This is a genomic window from Micromonospora sp. NPDC048040 (genome assembly GCF_055587185.1).
The window spans coordinates 67,470-86,502 of the sequence record NZ_JBVJGT010000007.1; the positions used below are offsets into that span (position 1 = coordinate 67,470).

Here is a 19,033-nt window from a genome sequence, read left to right on the forward strand (position 1 = left end):
GTCCGGCGCCGGCATCCGACGTCCTTTAACGACCCGTCCCGTGAGGCGGGGAAGGAGGTCCGCCGTGGCCTACCCACCGGCTGCCCAGTCGTCGCCGCCGCGACAACCCTCGGTGAAGGTGATCCTCGCCAGCGCCGACGTCCAGCGCGTGGTCGACCGCATCGCCCACCAGATCCTGGAGAAGACCCAGGGCGCCGAGAACACCGTCCTGCTCGGCATCCCCACCCGGGGCGCCCCGCTCGCGAAGCGGCTCGCCGCCCGGATCAGCACCTTCGAGGACGTGACCGTCCCGGTCGGCGTGCTCGACATCACCCTCTACCGCGACGACCTGCGCCGGCACGCCACCCGCGCGGTCGGGCCGACCCAGGTGCCGCCCGGCGGCATCGACGGCAAGCGGGTCATCCTCGTCGACGACGTGCTCTTCTCCGGCCGTACGGTGCGGGCCGCGCTCGACGCGCTCAACGACGTGGGGCGCCCGGCGTCCGTCCAGCTCGCCGTCCTGGTCGACCGCGGGCACCGCGAGCTGCCGATCCGCGCCGACTACGTCGGCAAGAACATCCCGACCTCCCTCGCGGAGAGCGTGAAGGTCACCCTCGCGGAGACCGACGGCGCCGACGAGGTCAAGCTGTACGGGGGGACCCCCTCATGATCAGGCACCTGCTCTCCGGCGCCGACCTCGACGCCGCCACGGCCACCCAGATCCTGGACACCGCCGCCGAGATGGCCACCGTCGCCGGCCGGGAGGTCAAGAAGCTGCCCGCCCTGCGGGGTCGCACCGTGGTGAACCTCTTCTACGAGGACTCCACCCGGACCCGGATCTCGTTCGAGGCGGCGGCGAAGCGGCTCAGCGCCGACGTGATCAACTTCTCGGCCAAGGGCTCCAGCGTGGCGAAGGGCGAGAGCCTGAAGGACACCGCGCTGACCCTCCAGGCGATGGGCGCCGACGCGGTGGTCGTCCGGCACTCCGCCTCCGGCGCCCCGCACCGGCTCGCCGACTGGGTCGACGGCTCGGTGGTCAACGCCGGCGACGGCACCCACGAGCACCCCACCCAGGCGCTGCTCGACGCGTACACGATGCGCTCCCGGCTGGGGCGGCTGGCGGGCCTGTCGGTCGCGGTGGTCGGGGACGTGCTGCACAGCCGGGTGGCCCGCTCCAACGTGCTGCTGCTGTCCACCCTCGGCGCCAAGGTGACCCTGGTCGGGCCGCCGACGCTGATCCCCGTCCACATCGCGCAGGCGCTCGCGCCCGGCACCGACGTCTCCTACGACCTCGACGCGGTGCTGCCGCAGTCGGACGTGGTGATGATGCTGCGGGTGCAGCGGGAGCGGATGAACGACTCCTACTTCCCGTCCGCCCGCGAGTACGCCCGCCGCTACGGCCTGGACGGCCCGCGGATGCGCCGGCTGCCCGAGCACGCGATCGTCATGCACCCCGGCCCGATGAACCGGGGCATGGAGATCACGCCCGAGGTCGCCGACTCGCCCCGCTCCACCATCGTTGAACAGGTCGCCAACGGCGTCTCCGTCCGGATGGCCGTCCTCTACCTGCTGCTCGGGGGGAACAACCGGTGAGCTCGTACCTCATCTCCAACGTGAGCGTCGTCGGCGCCGCGCCGACCGACCTGCTGATCCGCGACGGCGTCGTCGCGGCCGTCGGCGCCGGGCTGGACGCGCCGGACGCCACCGTCGTCGACGGCACCGGGCTGGTCGCCCTGCCCGGCCTGGTCGACCTGCACACCCACCTGCGCGAGCCCGGCCGGGAGGACGCCGAGACCGTCGAGTCCGGGTCCCGGGCGGCGGCGCTCGGCGGCTACACCGCCGTCTGCGCGATGGCCAACACCTCGCCGGTCGCCGACACCGCCGGCGTGGTCGAGCAGGTCTGGCGCCTCGGCCGGGAGGCCGGGCTGGTCGACGTGCAGCCCATCGGCGCGGTCACCGTCGGTCTGGCCGGCGAGCAGCTCGCCGAGCTGGGCGCGATGGCCGACTCGGCGGCCCGGGTGCGGATCTTCTCCGACGACGGGCACTGCGTCGCCGACCCGAAGCTGATGCGCCGCGCCCTGGAGTACGTCAAGGCGTTCGACGGGATCATCGCCCAGCACGCCGAGGAGCCCCGGCTCACCGAGGGCGCGCAGATGCACGAGGGCGAGGTGTCGACCCGGCTCGGCCTGACCGGCTGGCCGGCGGTCGCCGAGGAGGCGATCATCGCCCGGGACGTGCTGCTCGCCGAGCACGTCGGCAGCCGGCTGCACGTCTGCCACGTCTCCACCGCCGGCAGCGTCGAGGTGCTGCGCCAGGCCAAGGCCCGGGGCATCCGGGTCACCGCCGAGGTGACCCCGCACCACCTGCTGCTCACCGACGAGCGGGCGGAGACCTACGACCCGGTCTACAAGGTCAACCCGCCGCTGCGCACCGCGACCGACATCGCCGCGCTGCGGGCCGCCCTGGTCGAGGGCGTGATCGACATCGTCGCCACCGACCACGCCCCGCACGCCGTGGAGGACAAGGAATGCGAGTGGGCGTACGCCCGGCCGGGCATGCTCGGCCTGGAGACGGCGCTGTCCATCGCCCTCGACGTGCTCGGCCCCGAGTGGGACCTGATCGCCGAGCGGATGTCGCGCGCCCCGGCCCGGATCGCCGGCCTGGAGGGGCACGGCCTCGACCCGGCGCCCGGCGTGCCCGCGAACCTGACCCTGGTCGACCCGGCCGCCCGCCGCACCATCGAGCCGGCGGAGCTGGCCAGTCGCAGCCGCAACACCCCGTACGCCCGCATGACGCTGCCGGGTCGCATCGTGGCGACCTTCCTGCGCGGCGAGCCGACGGTCCTGGACGGAAAGGCTGTCAAGTAAATGGCGAAGCGCAGAAGCGCGATCCTCGTCCTCGAGGACGGGCGCACGTTCCACGGCGAGGCGTACGGCAGCGTCGGGGAGACCTTCGGCGAGGCGGTCTTCAACACCGGCATGACCGGCTACCAGGAGACCCTGACCGACCCCTCCTACCACCGGCAGGTGGTCGTGCAGACCGCCCCGCACATCGGCAACACCGGAGTCAACGGCGAGGACGACGAGTCCGGCCGGATCTGGGTCGCCGGCTACGTGGTCCGCGACCCGGCCCGGATCGGCTCGAACTGGCGGGCCACCGGCGGGCTGGAGGACCGGCTGGCCGCCGAGGGCGTGGTCGGCATCAGCGGCGTGGACACCCGGGCGCTGACCCGGCACCTGCGCGAGCGCGGCGCGATGCGGGTCGGCATCTCCAGCGTCGAGACCGACCCGCGGGCCCTGCTGGCCCGGGTGCGGCAGGCCCCGGAGATGGTCGGCGCGGACCTCTCCGCCGAGGTGACCACCGCGAAGCCGTACGTGGTGGCGGCCGAGGGCGAGCACCGGTTCACGGTCGCCGCGCTGGACCTGGGCATCAAGCGCAACGTGCCGCGCCGGCTGGCCGCGCGCGGCGTCACCACCCACGTGCTGCCCGCCACGTCCACCATCGACGACCTCCTCGCCACCGGCGCGGACGCCGTCTTCTTCTCGCCCGGCCCCGGCGACCCGGCCACCGCGGACGCGCCGGTGGCGCTGGCCCGCGAGGTGCTGCGCCGGAAGGTGCCGCTGTTCGGCATCTGCTTCGGCAGCCAGATCCTCGGCCGGGCGCTCGGCTTCGGCACGTACAAGCTGGGCTACGGCCACCGCGGCATCAACCAGCCGGTGCTCGACCGGGTCACCGGCAAGGTCGAGGTGACCAGCCACAACCACGGCTTCGCGGTCGAGGTCCCGGGCGCACGGCAGGGCGCGGTCGTACCCGATCAGGTGATCGAGACCGAGTTCGGTGGCGTCCAGGTCAGTCACGTCTGCCTCAATGACAACGTGGTCGAGGGGCTGCGGGCCAAGGACGTGCCCGCCTTCACCGTCCAGTACCACCCGGAGGCGGCAGCCGGTCCGCACGACGCGGACTACCTCTTCGACCGCTTCGCCGAGCTGATCGAGGGCCGGACCCAGAACGAGGGGCGCACACATGCCTAAGCGGACCGATCTCAAGCACATCCTGGTGATCGGCTCCGGGCCGATCGTGATCGGGCAGGCCTGCGAGTTCGACTACTCCGGCACCCAGGCCTGCCGGGTGCTGCGCAGCGAGGGGATCCGGGTCAGCCTGGTCAACTCGAACCCGGCGACGATCATGACGGACCCGGAGTTCGCCGACGCCACCTACGTCGAGCCGATCACCCCGGAGTTCGTCGAGCTGGTCATCGCCAAGGAGCGCCCGGACGCGATCCTGCCCACGCTGGGCGGGCAGACCGCGCTGAACACCGCGGTCGCCCTGCACGAGGCGGGCGTGCTGGACAAGTACGGCGTCGAGCTGATCGGCGCCAACATCGAGGCGATCAACCGGGGCGAGGACCGCCAGCTGTTCAAGGACATCGTCGCCAAGGCCGGCGTACGCCTGGGCCTGGACGACCCGTCCGGCCTGGTGCCCCGGTCCCGGGTCTGCCACTCGATGGCCGAGGTCGAGGCCACGGTCGCCGAGCTGGGCCTGCCGGTGGTGATCCGGCCGTCGTTCACGATGGGCGGCCTCGGCTCCGGCATGGCGCACACCCCGGAGGAGCTGGCCCGCATCGCGGGCGACGGGCTCACCGCCAGCCCGGTGCACGAGGTGCTCATCGAGGAGAGCGTGCTCGGCTGGAAGGAGTACGAGCTCGAACTCATGCGCGACCGGCACGACAACGTGGTGGTCGTCTGCTCGATCGAGAACGTCGACCCGATGGGTGTGCACACCGGCGACAGCGTCACCGTGGCCCCGGCCATGACGCTGACCGACCGGGAGTACCAGCGGCTGCGCGACCTGGGCATCGCGGTGCTGCGCGAGGTCGGCGTGGACACCGGCGGCTGCAACATCCAGTTCGCGGTGAACCCGGCCGACGGCCGGATCGTCGTGATCGAGATGAACCCGCGGGTGTCCCGGTCGTCGGCGCTGGCCTCCAAGGCCACCGGCTTCCCGATCGCGAAGATCGCCGCGAAGCTGGCCATCGGCTACACCCTGGACGAGATCCCCAACGACATCACGCTGAAGACCCCGGCGGCGTTCGAGCCGACCCTGGACTACGTGGTGGTGAAGATCCCGCGGTTCGCGTTCGAGAAGTTCCCCGGCGCGGACCCGGAGCTGACCACCACGATGAAGTCCGTCGGCGAGGCGATGAGCCTGGGCCGCAACTTCAGCGAGGCGCTGAACAAGGCGATGCGCTCGCTGGAGACCAAGGCGGGCGGCTTCTGGACGCTGCCCGACCCGGCCGGCGCGACGAAGGAGAACACCCTCGCCGCGCTGCGGATGCCGCACGACGGCCGGCTCTACACGGTGGAGCGGGCGCTGCGGCTGGGCGCCTCGATCGCCGAGGTGGCCGCCGCGTCCGGCGGGATCGACCCGTGGTTCCTGGACCAGATCGCCGCCCTGGTCGAGCTGCGTGCGGAGATCGTCGCCGCGCCGGTGCTCGACGCCGACCTGCTGCGCCTGGCCAAGCGGGCCGGCTTGTCCGACCGGCAGCTCGCCGCGCTGCGCCCGGAGCTGGCCGCCGAGGACGGCGTACGCACGCTGCGGCACCGCCTGGGCGTCCGCCCGGTCTACAAGACCGTGGACACCTGCGCCGCCGAGTTCGAGGCGACCACGCCCTACCACTACTCCTCCTACGACGCCGAGACGGAGGTCGTCGGGTCGGACCGGCCGAAGGTGCTGATCCTCGGCTCCGGGCCGAACCGGATCGGGCAGGGCATCGAGTTCGACTACTCCTGTGTGCACGCGGTTCAGGCGCTGCGCAGCGCGCCGGCCGGCGGCACGGCCGGCGCCGGGTTCGAGACCGTGATGGTCAACTGCAACCCGGAGACGGTCTCCACCGACTACGACACGGCCGACCGGCTCTACTTCGAGCCGCTCACCTTCGAGGACGTGCTGGAGGTCTGGCACGCGGAGGACTCCTCCGGCAGGGCGGCCGGCGGGCCGGGCGTGGTCGGGGTGATCGTGCAGCTCGGCGGGCAGACCCCGCTGGGCCTGGCGCAGCGGCTCAAGGACGCGGGCGTGCCGGTCGTCGGCACCTCCCCGGAGTCGATCCACCTGGCCGAGGAGCGGGGCGCGTTCGGGGCGGTGCTGGCCCGGGCCGGGCTGCGCGCCCCGGCGCACGGCATGGCCACCTCGTACGACGAGGCGAAGGCGATCGCCGACGAGATCGGCTACCCGGTGCTGGTCCGGCCGTCGTACGTGCTGGGCGGGCGCGGCATGGAGATCGTCTACGACGACGCGACGCTGCGCGACTACATCGGGCGGGCCACCGACATCTCCCCGGACCACCCGGTGCTCGTGGACCGGTTCCTCGACGACGCCATCGAGATCGACGTGGACGCGCTCTGCGACGCCGACGGCGAGGTCTACCTCGGCGGGGTGATGGAGCACATCGAGGAGGCCGGCATCCACTCCGGCGACTCGTCCTGCTCGCTGCCGCCGATCACCCTGGCCGGCTCGCACGTCGCGCAGGTCCGCCGCTACACGGAGGCGATCGCCCGGGGCATCGGCGTGCGCGGCCTGCTCAACGTGCAGTACGCGCTGAAGGACGACGTGCTCTACGTGTTGGAGGCGAACCCCCGCGCGTCCCGGACGGTCCCGTTCGTCTCCAAGGCCACGGCGGTGCCGCTGGCGAAGGCGGCGGCCCGGATCGCGCTCGGCGCCACCATCGCCGAGCTGCGTGCCGAGGGGCTGCTCCCGGCCACCGGGGACGGCGGCTCGCTGCCGGCCGGCGCCCCGATCGCGGTCAAGGAGGCGGTGCTGCCGTTCAAGCGGTTCCGCACCCCGACGGGCAAGGGCATGGATTCGCTGCTCGGGCCGGAGATGAAGTCGACCGGCGAGGTGATGGGCATCGACACGGCCTTCGGGAACGCCTTCGCCAAGTCGCAGTCGGCCGCGTACGGCTCGCTGCCGACCGCCGGGAAGATCTTCGTGTCGGTCGCCAACCGGGACAAGCGCGGCATGATCTTCCCGGTGAAGCGCCTGGCCGACCTGGGCTTCGAGATCGTCGCCACCACCGGCACCGCCGAGGTGCTGCGCCGGCACGGCATCGCCTGCGAGCAGATCCGCAAGCACTACGAGTCCGGCGCGGGCGAGGACGCGGTGTCGCTGATCCTCGGCGGCGACGTCGCCCTGGTCATCAACACCCCGCAGGGCTCGGGTGCCAGCGCCCGTTCGGACGGCTACGAGATCCGCAGCGCCGCCGTCACGGCGGACATCCCGTGCATCACCACCGTGCCGGGCGCGGCGGCGGCCGTGATGGGCATCGAGGCGCGCATCCGGGGCGACATGCAGGTCCGCCCCCTCCAGGAGCTGCACGCCGCCCTGCGGGCCGCCGAGTGACCCGCCCCCAGCCGATTGATCATGAGGTTGTTGTCGTGACACGCCGGTGCGACGGGCAACAACCTCATGGTCAACGGGGGCCAGGGGGGAGCGCGCGGTGATCTTCGAGAAGGTGGTGCGGCCGGGGCTGTTCCGGATTGGGGCGGGGGACGCGGAGGCGGCGCACGAGTGGACGCTGCGTCGGCTGGCGGGACTGTCCCGCCGGCCGGCGGCGCTGGCCGCCCTGCGCGCCCGGTACGCCGTCCGGGCGCCGCGCACGGTGTTCGGCGTCGAGTTCCCCAATCCGGTGGGGCTCGCCGCCGGGATGGACAAGGACGGCGCGGCGCTGCCGGCCTGGCCGGCGCTGGGCTTCGGCTTCGTCGAGGTCGGCACGGTCACCGCGCACCCGCAGCCGGGCAACCCCCGGCCCCGGCTGTTCCGGCTGCCCGACAGCGAGGCCGTGGTCAACCGGATGGGCTTCAACAACGCCGGCGCCGGGGCCCTCGCGGCCCGGCTGGCGGCGCTGCCCCGCCCGCTCGGGGTGCCGCTGGGCATCTCGCTCGGCAAGTCCAAGGTGACCCCGCTGGACGGGGCCGTGGAGGATTACCTCGCCTCCTACCGGGCGCTGCGCGGGCACGGCGACTACTTCGCGGTCAACGTCTCCTCGCCGAACACCCCGGGCCTGCGCGCGTTGCAGGACCGGGCGCACCTGGACGCCCTGCTCGCCGCGCTGGTGGGGGAGAAGCCGGTGCTGGTGAAGATCGCCCCCGACCTCACCGAGCCGGCGATCGCCGAGCTGTTGGAGGTCTGCCTGGCCCGGGGCGCGGCGGGGGTGATCGCCACCAACACGACCCTGGCGCGCGACGGCCTCGCCTCGGCCGACCGGGAGCGCGGCGCGCAGGCGGGCGGCCTGTCCGGGCGGCCGCTGGCCGACCGGGCCCGCGAGGTGGTGTCGTTCGTGCACCGGGAGACCGGCGGGCGGCTGCCGGTCGTCGGCGTCGGCGGCATCCTCGACCCCGACGACGCCGCCCGGATGTTCGACGCGGGCGCCGCCCTGGTCCAGCTCTACACGGGCTTCATCTACCGCGGCCCGGCCCTGCCCCGGGCCGTCGCCCGCGCCACGGCCGCCGCCCCGGCGCCGGCCCGGTGACCGCAGTACCCGTGATCCTGCCCCTTCCGCCCCGGTCGATGCCTCATGCCGGACGAGAAGGGGGCCACAAGTGCGAGATCGCGGGGGCGATGACGAAGGAGCGCGCGTGACACCCGAGGAGATCCTGGCGGCCGACCGCCGGCACGTCTGGCACCCGTACGCGGCCCTGCCGCCGGCCAGCCCGCCCTACGTGGTGGAGAGCGCGCAGGGCGTACGGCTGCGGCTGGCCGACGGCCGGGAGCTGGTCGACGGGATGTCGTCGTGGTGGGCGGCGATCCACGGCTACCGGCACCCCGTGCTCGACGCGGCGGTCACCGACCAGCTCGGGCGGATGAGCCACGTGATGTTCGGGGGGCTCACCCACGGGCCCGCGGTCCGCCTGGCGGCCACCCTCGTGGAGCTGGCCCCGGACGGGCTGGAGCACGTCTTCCTGGCCGACTCCGGCTCGGTCGCCGTCGAGGTCGCCGTCAAGATGTGCCTGCAGTACCAGCGCGCCACCGGCCGCCCGGAACGCCGCCGGCTGGGCACCTGGCGGGGCGGCTACCACGGCGACACGTTCCACCCGATGAGCGTCTGCGACCCCGAGGGCGGGATGCACCACCTCTGGGGCGACGTGCTGCCCCGGCAGGTCTTCGCCCCCGTCCCGCCCGGTGGCTTCGACACCCCGCCCGACGCCGCCTACGAGGCGGCCCTGGTCGAGGCGGTCGAGCGGCACGCCAACGAGCTGGCGGCGGTCATCGTGGAGCCGGTCGTCCAGGGCGCCGGGGGCATGCGCTTCCACCACCCGCACTACCTGCGGGTGCTGCGCGAGGTCACCCGGGCGCACGGGGTGCTGCTGGTCTTCGACGAGATCGCCACCGGCTTCGGCCGGACGGGTGCGATGTTCGCCGCCGAGCACGCCGGGGTGGTGCCCGACGTGATGTGCGTGGGCAAGGCGCTCACCGGCGGCTACCTGACGCTGGCCGCCGCGCTCTGCACGGCGGAGGTCGCCCGGGGCATCTCCGCTGGCGGGGTGCTGGCGCACGGCCCGACGTTCATGGGCAACCCGCTGGCCTGCGCGGTCGCCAACGCGTCCCTGGGCCTGCTGCGGGCCGGGGACTGGGCGGGGCAGGTGTCGAGGGTGCAGGCGGGCCTGCGGGCCGGCCTGGAGCCGCTGCGGGGCGCGCCGGGGGTGCGCGACGTGCGGGTGCTCGGCGCGATCGGCGTGGTGCAACTCGACCACGAGGTGGACCTCGCCGCCGCCACCGCCGCCGCGGTCGCCGAGGGCGTCTGGCTGCGGCCGTTCCGCGACCTGGTCTACACCATGCCGCCGTACGTCACCGACGACGCCGACCTGGCCCGGATCGCCGCCGGGGTCGCCGCGGCCGTGCGGGCCGGCTGAGCCGCCGGTCACGGTCCGGCGGGAAGTACGCGGGCGGCGCGCCGCCCGCCGACGAGTGTGCCCCGGGCGGTGGACGCCCGGGCGAGGAGAGGGAGAACCGGATGGAGAGCTTCGGCGCCCGCCTGCACCGGGCCGTCAGCGAGCGTGGGCCGCTCTGCGTCGGCATCGACCCGCACCCGGGGCTGCTGGCCCGCTGGGGGCTCGACGACGACGTCCGGGGGCTTGACCGGTTCGCCCGGACGGTCGCGGAAGCCCTCGGTGACCGGGTCGCGGTGGTCAAGCCCCAGTCGGCGTTTTTCGAACGGTTCGGCTCGCGCGGAGTGGCGATCCTAGAGTCAACTATCCGACAGTTACGTGAGGCCGGCTCGCTCGTTCTCCTCGACGTCAAGCGCGGCGACATCGGCTCGACCGTCGCCGCGTACGCCTCGGCGTACCTTGACCCATCCAGTCCGGTCCATGTCGACGCGGTGACGGCCAGCCCGTACCTCGGCGTCGGCTCGCTCGCCCCGATGTTCGAGCTGGCCGCCGAGCACGGCGGCGGGGTCTTCGTGCTGGCGCTCACCAGCAACCCCGAGGGCGCCGCCGTGCAGCGCGCCCGCACCGCCGACGGGCGGACCGTGGCGCAGACCGTCATCGACGAGATTTCCCAGCTCAACGCGGGTGCGGAGCCGCTCGGCAGCTTCGGCCTGGTGGTCGGCGCGACCATCGGCGACACCGGCCACGACCTGTCCCGGGTCAACGGCCCGCTGCTCGCCCCGGGCCTCGGGGCGCAGGGCGCCACCACGGCGGATCTGCGCGTCGTCTTCGGCTCCAGCCTGCCCGCCGTGCTGCCCTCGTACTCCCGCGAGGTGCTGAACGCGGGCCCGGACCCGGCCGCGCTGCGGGCCGCCGCGGACCGGGCCCTGGCCGACTGCCGGGCCACCCTGACCGCCGGCTGACTGACTGACGGCTCGGTCACTTTGCGATGATCATCGCGCGTCCACGTTGCCGAAACCGTCGTTGGCCGCTAGTTTTCCCGGCGCTGGGAACCACGGACCCCTTGGTTCACAGCGACACCACGTTTCACAGATGCGGCGTGGCGTCCCGCCCGTCGCGATAGGGACCTGAGGAGAACTGGTGCCGCTCCCGTCACTGACCCCGGAACAGCGCGCTGCCGCGCTGGAGAAGGCCGCGGAGATCCGCAAGGCCCGTGCTGAGCTGAAGGAGCAGCTCAAGCAGGGCAAGACCACCCTCGGAGCCGTCCTCGAGCGCGCCGAGTCCGACGACGTCGTCGGCAAGCTCAAGGTCTCCGCCGTGCTGCAGGCGATGCCGGGTATCGGCAAGATCCGGGCCACCCAGATCATGGAGAAGCTCAAGATCGCCGACAGCCGTCGCCTGCGTGGCCTCGGCGAGCAGCAGCGCAAGGCACTGCTTGGGGAGTTCGCCGCCAACTGAGGCTGGCAGCGTGTAGAAACAAGCAGTGAACACGGATGACGAGGCGCGCCCGGCGGCTCGGCTCACTGTCCTGGCCGGACCTTCGGGTTCGGGCACGGAGAGTGTCGTCGAGCGCGTCCGGGCGCGTTCTCCGTCCGTGTGGGTCCCGGTGCCGGCCACCACGCGCCCCCGTCGGGAGGGCGAGCTGGACGGGGTGGACCGCCTCTTCCTGACCCCGCCCGAGTTCGACCGCATGGTCGCGGCGGGGGAGCTGCTGGAGTGGAGCCGGGCCGGGCCCCACCGGCGCGGCACGCCGGGCGGGCCGGTGCGGGCCCGGCTGGCCGCCGGGCAGCCGGTGCTGCTCGGCCTCGACCTCGCCGGCGCGCTGCTGGTCCGGGCGGCGCTGCCCGACGCCCGGCTGGTGCTGCTGCACCCGCCCGGCGTCGCCCCGCCGGCGGACACCCTGGCGGTGTTCGACCACACCGTCGCGCACGGCCTCACCGATCGGGTCGTCGAGGAGCTGGTAGGCTTGTCCGGTTCTTCTTTCCTGGCTCCGGCGCGACCGCATCTGCGCGGTTGACCGCCAGCACCGCTGTCCGCGGTGCGATAGACGCAGAGGTTAATTCGTGGGATCCATCGCAAACCCCGAAGGCATCACCAACCCGCCGATCGACGAGCTCCTCGAGAAGACGACGTCGAAGTACGCGCTGGTCATCTTCGCCGCCAAGCGCGCGCGCCAGGTCAACGCCTACTACAGCCAGCTCGGTGAGGGCCTGCTGGAGTACGTCGGCCCGCTGGTCGAGACCACCCCGCAGGAGAAGCCGCTCTCCATCGCCATGCGCGAGATCAACGCGGGCCTGCTCACCGCCGAGCCGACCGACCAGCCGTAACCGCCCCGCGCCGATGTCCCCCCGGATCGTCCTCGGGGTAGGCGGCGGCATCGCCGCCTACAAGGCGTGCGAGCTGCTGCGGCTCTTCACCGAGTCGGGTCACCGGGTCCGGGTCGTGCCGACCGCGTCGGCGCTCCGCTTCGTCGGGGCGCCGACCTGGGCGGCGCTCTCCGGCCAGCCGGTCGCCGACGACGTCTGGTCCGACGTGCACGAGGTGCCGCACGTCCGGCTCGGCCAGCAGGCCGACCTCGTCGTGGTCGCGCCGGCCACCGCCGACCTGCTCGCCAAGGCCGCCCACGGTCTCGCCGACGACCTGCTGACCAACACACTGCTCACCGCCCGCTGTCCGGTCGTGCTGGCCCCGGCCATGCACACCGAGATGTGGGAGCACCCCGCCACCGTCGCCAACGTCGCGACGCTGCGCTCCCGGGGCGTCCGGGTGGTCGAGCCCGCCGTCGGCCGGCTCACCGGGGCCGACACCGGCAAGGGTCGGCTGCCCGACCCGGCGGAGATCTTCGCGGTCGCCCGCCGGGCCCTGGCCCGGGGCCTCGCCGCCCCCGCCGACCTGGCCGGGCGGCACGTGGTGGTGACCGCCGGCGGCACCCGCGAGCCCTTCGACCCGGTCCGCTTCCTGGGTAACCGCTCCTCCGGCAAGCAGGGCTACGCCTTCGCCCGCTGCGCCGTCGCCCGCGGCGCCCGGGTCACCCTGATCTCGGCCAACGTCTCGCTGCCCGACCCGGCGGGCGTCGACCTGGTCCGGGTCGGCACGACCGCCGAGCTGCGCGAGGCCACACTCGCGGCGGCCGCCGGGGCCGACGTGGTGGTGATGGCGGCGGCTCCGGCCGATTTCCGCCCGGCGACCTACGCGCCTGGCAAAATCAAGAAGTCGGACGACGGCGACGCGCCCACCATCGCGCTCGTCACCAACCCGGACATCGCCGCCGAGCTGGGCCAGCGCCGCCGCCCGGAGCAGGTGCTGGTGGTGTTCGCCGCGGAGACCGGCGACGCCGAGGCCAACGGCCGGGCCAAGCTCGCCCGCAAGCGGGCGGACCTCATCGTCATCAACGAGGTCGGCACCGACAAGGTCTTCGGCGCCGACACCAACGCGGCGACCGTCATCGGCGCGGACGGATCGGTCAGCCGGCTGCCCGAACAGTCCAAGGAGGACCTCGCCGACGCCGTCTGGGATCTCGTGGCGGCCCGGTTGCCCGACCGTTCCTGACGGCTGGAACCGAGCAGCACCGAAGGCCCCCGGCGCGCGCGCGGATGACTAGACTTCCGCGGAACGACTTATCCACAAGCTAGGAGTGCCGTGACACGCCGCCTCTTCACTTCCGAATCGGTCACGGAAGGCCACCCGGACAAGATCGCCGACCAGATCAGCGACGGCATTCTCGATGCCCTGCTTGCCGAGGACCCGCGCAGCCGGGTCGCGGTCGAGACCTTGATCACCACCGGCCAGGTGCACATCGCCGGTGAAGTGACCACCAAGGCGTACGCCGACATCCCGACCATTGTCCGTCGGACCATCCTCGACATCGGCTACGACTCGTCGAAGAAGGGCTTCGACGGCGCTTCCTGCGGCGTCAACGTCTCCATCGGCGCCCAGTCGGCGGACATCGCCCAGGGCGTCGACAACGCCTTCGAGCTGCGTACCGGGGCCTCGGAGAGCGCGCTGGACGCCCAGGGCGCCGGCGACCAGGGCATGATGTTCGGGTTCGCCTGCTCGGAGACGCCCGAGCTGATGCCGCTGCCGATCGCGCTGGCGCACCGGCTGGCCCGCCGGCTGTCGCAGGTGCGCAAGGACGGCACCATCCCCTACCTGCGCCCGGACGGCAAGACCCAGGTCACCATCGAGTACGAGGGGCTGCGCCCGGTCCGGCTCAACACGGTGGTCGTCTCCAGCCAGCACGCCGCGGACATCTCGCTGGACTCGCTGCTCACCCCCGACGTGCGCGAGCACGTCATCGCCCCGGAGCTGGAGAGCCTCGGCCTGGACACCGAGGGCTACCGGCTGCTGGTCAACCCGACCGGCCGGTTCGAGATCGGCGGGCCGATGGGCGACGCCGGCCTGACCGGACGCAAGATCATCGTCGACACCTACGGCGGGTACGCCCGGCACGGCGGCGGCGCCTTCTCCGGCAAGGACCCGTCGAAGGTCGACCGCTCCGCGGCGTACGCGACCCGCTGGGTGGCCAAGAACGTGGTCGCCGCCGGCCTGGCCGAGCGGTGCGAGGTGCAGGTCGCCTATGCGATCGGCAAGGCCCACCCGGTCAGCCTCTTCGTCGAGACGTTCGGCACCGAGACCGTGCCGGTCGCCTCGATCGAGCAGGCCGTCACCGAGGTCTTCGACCTGCGGCCGGCCGCCATCATCCGCGACCTCAACCTGCTCCGCCCGATCTACCAGCAGACCGCCGCGTACGGCCACTTCGGCCGTGAGCTGCCGGACCTGACCTGGGAGAGCACCGACCGGGCCGCCGACCTCAAGTCGGCCGCGGGAGCCTGACCGGCACCAGGCGCAGCGACCGGCGACCCGCTGCGGGGTCGCCGGTCGCTCGCGTCTGCGTCGACCTGCCCCTGGCCCACCTGGACCGCCCGTTCGACTACCTCGTCCCCGCCGAGCTGGACGCCGACGCCGTTCCCGGCACGCGGGTGAAGGTCCGCTTCGCGGGGCAGCTCGTCGACGGCTGGCTGCTGGAGCGGGCCGACGACTCGGGGCACACCGGCCGGCTGGCGTACCTGGAGAAGGTCGTATCGCCGGAGCCGGTGCTCGCCCCGGAGGTCGCCCGCCTGGCCCGGGCGGTCGCCGACCGCTACGCCGGCAGCCTCGCCGACGTGCTCCGCCTCGCCGTCCCGCCCCGGCACGCCCGGGTGGAGAAGGACGTCCGTGCCCGCGACGTGGCCGCCCCCGCCGGGGACGTGGCCGTGCCGGCCGGGGACGTGGCCGTGCCGGCCGGGGACGTGGTCGTGCCGGGCGGGGACGTGGTCGGGCCGGCGGGGGACGTGGTCGTGCCGGCCGGGGACGTGGCCGTGTCCGCCAGAGGCGCCGCCGTGTTCGGCGGAGAAGCCGCGGCGCTGGAGGGCGATCCCACGGCGTCCGGCGGAGGCGCCAGCGTGCCGGACGACGATCCCGCCGGGGTCGCCGGGTCCGAGGTCGCCGGGCCCGAGGTCGCCGTGCCGGCGGACGCCCCGGTGGGTGCCGACCCGGTGGTCGGGCCCGGTCCGGACGCCTGGCGGGACTACCCGGCCGGGCCGGCCCTGCTCCGGGCGCTGGCCGACGGGCGGGCCCCCCGCGCGGTCTGGTCGGCGCTGCCCGGGGAGGACTGGCCCGCCCGGTACGCCGAGGCCGTCGCCGCGACCGTCGCCGGCGGCCGGGGCGCGGTGGTGGTGGTCGCCGACAACCGCGACCTGGATCGCCTCGACGCCGCCCTGCACGCCGCCCTGGGTCCGGGGCGGCACGTCTGCCTCTCCGCCGCCCTCGGCCCCGCCCGGCGGTACCGGGCGTTCCTCGCCGCCCGGCGGGGCGACGTGCCTGTGGTGGTCGGCACCCGGGCCGCGATGTTCGCCCCGGTCGCCCGCCTCGGCCTGGTGGCGATCTGGGACGACGGCGACGACCTGCACGCCGAGCCCCGGGCCCCCTACCCGCACGCCCGGGAGGTGCTGCTCACCCGCGCCCAGCTCGGCGACGCCGCCGCCCTGGTGGGCGGGTTCGCCCGCACGGCCGAGGCGCAGCTGCTGGTGGAGACCGGGTGGGCCCGCGAGGTGGTGGCCGACCGGGCCACCCTGCGGGCCCGGATGCCGGCGATCGCGCCCACCGGCGACGACCCGCAGCTGGCCCGGGACCCCGGGGCGGCCACCGCCCGGCTGCCCAGCCTGGCCTGGACCACCGCCCGCGAGGCGATCCGGGCCGACCTGCCGGTGCTGGTCCAGGTGCCCCGCCGCGGCTACCTGCCCTCGGTGGCCTGCGCCGAGTGCCGGACCCCGGCCCGGTGCCCGCACTGCGCCGGGCCGCTCGCGCTGCCCTCGGCCGAGGGCAGTCCGGCCTGCCGGTGGTGCGGGCGGGTCGCCGCCGCGTACGCCTGCCCGGAGTGCGGCGGGCGGCGGCTGCGCGCCTCCGTCACCGGCGCCCGGCGCACCGCCGAGGAGCTGGGTCGGGCCTTCCCCGGCGTGCCGGTGCGCACCTCCGGCCGTGAGGAGGTGCTCGCCACCGTGCCCGGCGGTGCCGGCCTGGTCATCGCCACCCCCGGCGCCGAGCCGGTCGCCGAGGGCGGCTTCGGCGCGGTGCTCCTGCTGGACTCGTGGGCCCTGCTCACCCGGGCCGACCTGCGGGCGGGGGAGGAGGCGCTGCGCCGCTGGCTGGCCGCCGCCGCGCTGGCCCGCCCCGCGGCCGGCGGCGGCCGGGTGGTGGTGGTCGCCGACGGCGCCCTCGCCCCGGTGCAGGCGCTGCTGCGCTGGGACGCCGCCTGGTTCGCCGCCCGGGAACTGGCCGAGCGGCGGGAGCTGGGCTTCCCGCCGGCGGTGCGGATGGCCAGCGTGACCGGCCCGCCGGCGGCGGTGGCCGACCTGCTGGCCGAGGCCCGGCTCCCGGCCGGGGCCGAGCTGCTCGGGCCGGTGCCGGCCGACGGGGAGCGGGAGCGGATGCTGGTCCGGGTTCCCCGGGCCCGGGCGGCCGCGCTGGCCGGTGCGCTGCACTCGGCGGCCGGGGTGCGCACGGCGCGCAAGGCCGTCGACCCGGTCCGTCTCCAGGTGGACCCGCTCAGCCTCTTCTGACCCGGACGACACCCGCGCCGCCCGTGACCACGGCCCGGACCGCCGGTGATCCGTCGCCACGCCCGCGATCCCTCGCCACGGCCGTGCCGCCCGTGACGGGCCGCCGGCGATGGGCCGTCCGTGATCCGCCGCACGGTCCCGCCGTTCCGGGCGCCCGACCGGCCCGCCGTCGCACGCCGGGTACGACGGTCGGCCCGCGATCGGGTGATAACATCGCCCGTCATGCCCGGGCGCACGGATCGCGCGACGATGGCGGGAGCGCGTCGGTTCGGCGCGATGTCGATGATGTCAATCAGCCGGTGATCAGGGGTGGACCAGTCGTGACCGTTCGTCAGTCGATCGTCTTCAATGGTGACCTCGGCAGCGGCAAGAGCACCGTCTCGGTGGAGATCGCCAAGCGGCTCGGCCTGCGCCGGGTCAGCGTCGGTGACCTCTACCGGCAGATGGCGCAGGAGCGGCAGATGACCGCGCTGCAGCTCAACCTGCACGCCGAGCTGGACCAGGCCGTCGACGGCTACGTCGACCAGCTCCAGCGGGACATCGCCGCCTCGGGCGAGCGGCTGGTCATGGACTCCCGGCTGGCCTGGCACTTCTTCACCGACGCGCTCAAGGTGCACATGATCACCGAGCCGGGCGAGGCGGCCCGCCGGGTGCTCGCCCGCCCCTCCGGCCCGGCCGAGAGCTACACGTCGCTGGAGGAAGCCACGGCCAAGCTGCGGGAGCGCAGCGAGAGCGAGCGGGGCCGGTTCATCGTCCGCTACGGCGTGGACAAGGCGCGGCTGCGCAACTACGACCTGATCTGCGACACCACCCGCGCCTCCGCGGCCGAGGTCATCGAGCACATCGTCGACGCGTACGAGGGCCGGCTGTGCGCGGACGTGCTGCGCGACGCCCCGCCGCTGCTGCTGCTCGACCCGGCCCGGGTCTACCCGACCGAGGACATCGCCGCCCTGCGCGACCTGTGGGACTCGGAGTTCGTCGGCGACGTCGCCGCGGCCGGCGACGAGGCGCTGGAGCCGCTGCGGATCGGCTACACGGGGGAGCACTTCTTCGTCGTCGACGGGCACCGCCGGCTCAGCGCCGCCCTGCAGAACGGCTTCCGCCTGGTGCCGGCCCAACTCGTCGCCGAGGTCGACGAGCCGGTGGTCGGTGGGATGAGCGCGGTGGACTACTTCGCCGCCCAGGCCCGGCCGACCCTGATCCACGACTGGGAGGCCGCCCACAAGATCGAGCTGCCGCTGCCCGAGCACGCACTGCTCGGCGGGGGCGCGGTGCTGGCCGGGGAGCCGGGCGCCGGCGCCTGATCCGCCCGGCCGGCCGCACCTCGACACCGGCGGGACAGCCGGCTGGTCCGCGAGCGCCCGCGGGCCCACCGGGCGTACGAGCTGCCGCGTGGTGATCATCGACACGGAACCGGCGGCGGCGCAACGCGGTACGCCGGCCGGGACGGCTCCCGGCACTCCGTAGACTGGTACGGCACCACGTCGTCCAGCCGAAGGAGCCACGCCGAGTGACCGTCCAGCCCATCCGTCTGTTCGGGGATCCGGTGCTGCGCACGCCGGCCGATCCGGTGGTCGACTTCGACGTCGAGCTGCGCAAGCTCATCGCGGACCTGACCGACACGATGCGCGAGCAGAACGGCGCCGGCCTCGCCGCGCCGCAGCTCGGTGTGGGCCTGCGCGTGTTCACCTTCGACGTCGACGACGTGCTGGGCCACCTGGTCAACCCGGTGCTGGAGTTTCCCGACGCCGAGGAGCAGGACGGGCCGGAGGGCTGCCTGTCCATCCCGGGCCTCTACTTCGACACGAAGCGCCGGCAGAACGTGATCGCCAAGGGTTTCAACGGCTACGGCGACCCGCTGCAGATCGTCGGCACCGGCCTGATGGCGCGCTGCGTGCAGCACGAGACGGACCACCTCGACGGGGTGCTCTTCGTGGACCGGCTGGACCCGGCCGGCCGCAAGGAGGCGATGAAGGCGATCCGCCAGGCGGAGTGGTACGACCCGGCCGCCCCGCCGACGGTGAAGCTCAACCCGCACACCTCCAGCAGCCCCTTCGGCCTGGGTCGGTGAGCCGC

The 19,033-nt window shown here is 74.1% G+C and carries 16 protein-coding genes; all 16 read left to right on the forward strand.

All coding sequences use genetic code 11. The features are described from left to right. Positions 1–64: 64 nt before the first annotated feature. Positions 65–649 carry a bifunctional pyr operon transcriptional regulator/uracil phosphoribosyltransferase PyrR gene (pyrR, locus tag ACZ6O2_RS10720; RefSeq protein ID WP_350708956.1) on the forward strand — a complete coding sequence of 195 codons (585 nt, stop codon included), beginning with the start codon at positions 65–67 and terminating at the stop codon, positions 647–649. Continuing rightward, on the forward strand, positions 646–1,572 hold the full coding sequence (locus ACZ6O2_RS10725; RefSeq protein WP_350708954.1) for an aspartate carbamoyltransferase catalytic subunit: 927 nt from the start codon (positions 646–648) through the stop codon (positions 1,570–1,572). The genes pyrR and ACZ6O2_RS10725 overlap by 4 nt, the downstream gene beginning before the upstream one ends. Continuing rightward, positions 1,569–2,846: a dihydroorotase gene (locus tag ACZ6O2_RS10730; RefSeq protein ID WP_350708952.1), complete on the forward strand. Its 1,278-nt coding sequence runs from the start codon at positions 1,569–1,571 to the stop codon at positions 2,844–2,846. The genes ACZ6O2_RS10725 and ACZ6O2_RS10730 overlap by 4 nt, the downstream gene beginning before the upstream one ends. Then, entirely contained in the window at positions 2,847–4,010 is a 1,164-nt protein-coding gene (carA, locus tag ACZ6O2_RS10735; protein WP_466022694.1) for a glutamine-hydrolyzing carbamoyl-phosphate synthase small subunit, read from the forward strand. Continuing rightward, positions 4,003–7,374: a carbamoyl-phosphate synthase large subunit gene (carB, locus tag ACZ6O2_RS10740; RefSeq protein WP_350708948.1), complete on the forward strand. Its 3,372-nt coding sequence runs from the start codon at positions 4,003–4,005 to the stop codon at positions 7,372–7,374. The genes carA and carB overlap by 8 nt, the downstream gene beginning before the upstream one ends. 97 nt (positions 7,375–7,471) lie before the next feature. Further along, on the forward strand, positions 7,472–8,503 hold the full coding sequence (locus ACZ6O2_RS10745; protein WP_466022695.1) for a quinone-dependent dihydroorotate dehydrogenase: 1,032 nt from the start codon (positions 7,472–7,474) through the stop codon (positions 8,501–8,503). Between the two features lie 106 nt (positions 8,504–8,609). Beyond that, the gene (locus ACZ6O2_RS10750) at positions 8,610–9,884 is read left to right on the forward strand and encodes an adenosylmethionine--8-amino-7-oxononanoate transaminase (RefSeq protein ID WP_466022696.1); all 1,275 of its coding nucleotides are present in this window, start codon (positions 8,610–8,612) and stop codon (positions 9,882–9,884) included. A gap of 101 nt (positions 9,885–9,985) precedes the next feature. Beyond that, complete coding sequence (pyrF, locus tag ACZ6O2_RS10755) at positions 9,986–10,822, forward strand: orotidine-5'-phosphate decarboxylase (RefSeq protein ID WP_466022697.1); 837 nt, start codon at positions 9,986–9,988, stop codon at positions 10,820–10,822. A 178-nt stretch (positions 10,823–11,000) separates the two neighbouring features. After that, positions 11,001–11,318, forward strand: coding sequence for an integration host factor, actinobacterial type (gene mihF / locus ACZ6O2_RS10760; RefSeq protein WP_007458370.1), 318 nt, complete (start codon positions 11,001–11,003; stop codon positions 11,316–11,318). Positions 11,319–11,343: 25 nt separating this feature from the next. Further along, positions 11,344–11,877, forward strand: coding sequence for a nucleoside/nucleotide kinase family protein (locus ACZ6O2_RS10765; RefSeq protein ID WP_466022698.1), 534 nt, complete (start codon positions 11,344–11,346; stop codon positions 11,875–11,877). Between the two features lie 46 nt (positions 11,878–11,923). Beyond that, complete coding sequence (gene rpoZ / locus ACZ6O2_RS10770) at positions 11,924–12,187, forward strand: DNA-directed RNA polymerase subunit omega (RefSeq protein ID WP_007075826.1); 264 nt, start codon at positions 11,924–11,926, stop codon at positions 12,185–12,187. Positions 12,188–12,200: 13 nt separating this feature from the next. Further along, on the forward strand, positions 12,201–13,409 hold the full coding sequence (gene coaBC, locus ACZ6O2_RS10775) for a bifunctional phosphopantothenoylcysteine decarboxylase/phosphopantothenate--cysteine ligase CoaBC (protein ID WP_466022699.1): 1,209 nt from the start codon (positions 12,201–12,203) through the stop codon (positions 13,407–13,409). Positions 13,410–13,499: 90 nt separating this feature from the next. Next, the gene (gene metK / locus ACZ6O2_RS10780) at positions 13,500–14,693 is read left to right on the forward strand and encodes a methionine adenosyltransferase (RefSeq protein WP_350708937.1); all 1,194 of its coding nucleotides are present in this window, start codon (positions 13,500–13,502) and stop codon (positions 14,691–14,693) included. Between the two features lie 80 nt (positions 14,694–14,773). Next, positions 14,774–16,957 carry a primosomal protein N' gene (locus tag ACZ6O2_RS10785; protein WP_466022760.1) on the forward strand — a complete coding sequence of 728 codons (2,184 nt, stop codon included), beginning with the start codon at positions 14,774–14,776 and terminating at the stop codon, positions 16,955–16,957. Between the two features lie 320 nt (positions 16,958–17,277). Then, on the forward strand, positions 17,278–18,261 hold the full coding sequence (locus tag ACZ6O2_RS10790; RefSeq protein WP_350708935.1) for an AAA family ATPase: 984 nt from the start codon (positions 17,278–17,280) through the stop codon (positions 18,259–18,261). Positions 18,262–18,467: 206 nt separating this feature from the next. Next, positions 18,468–19,028 (forward strand): peptide deformylase, encoded by a 561-nt coding sequence (gene def, locus ACZ6O2_RS10795; RefSeq protein ID WP_350708933.1) that lies wholly within the window; start codon positions 18,468–18,470, stop codon positions 19,026–19,028. Positions 19,029–19,033: the final 5 nt, after the last annotated feature.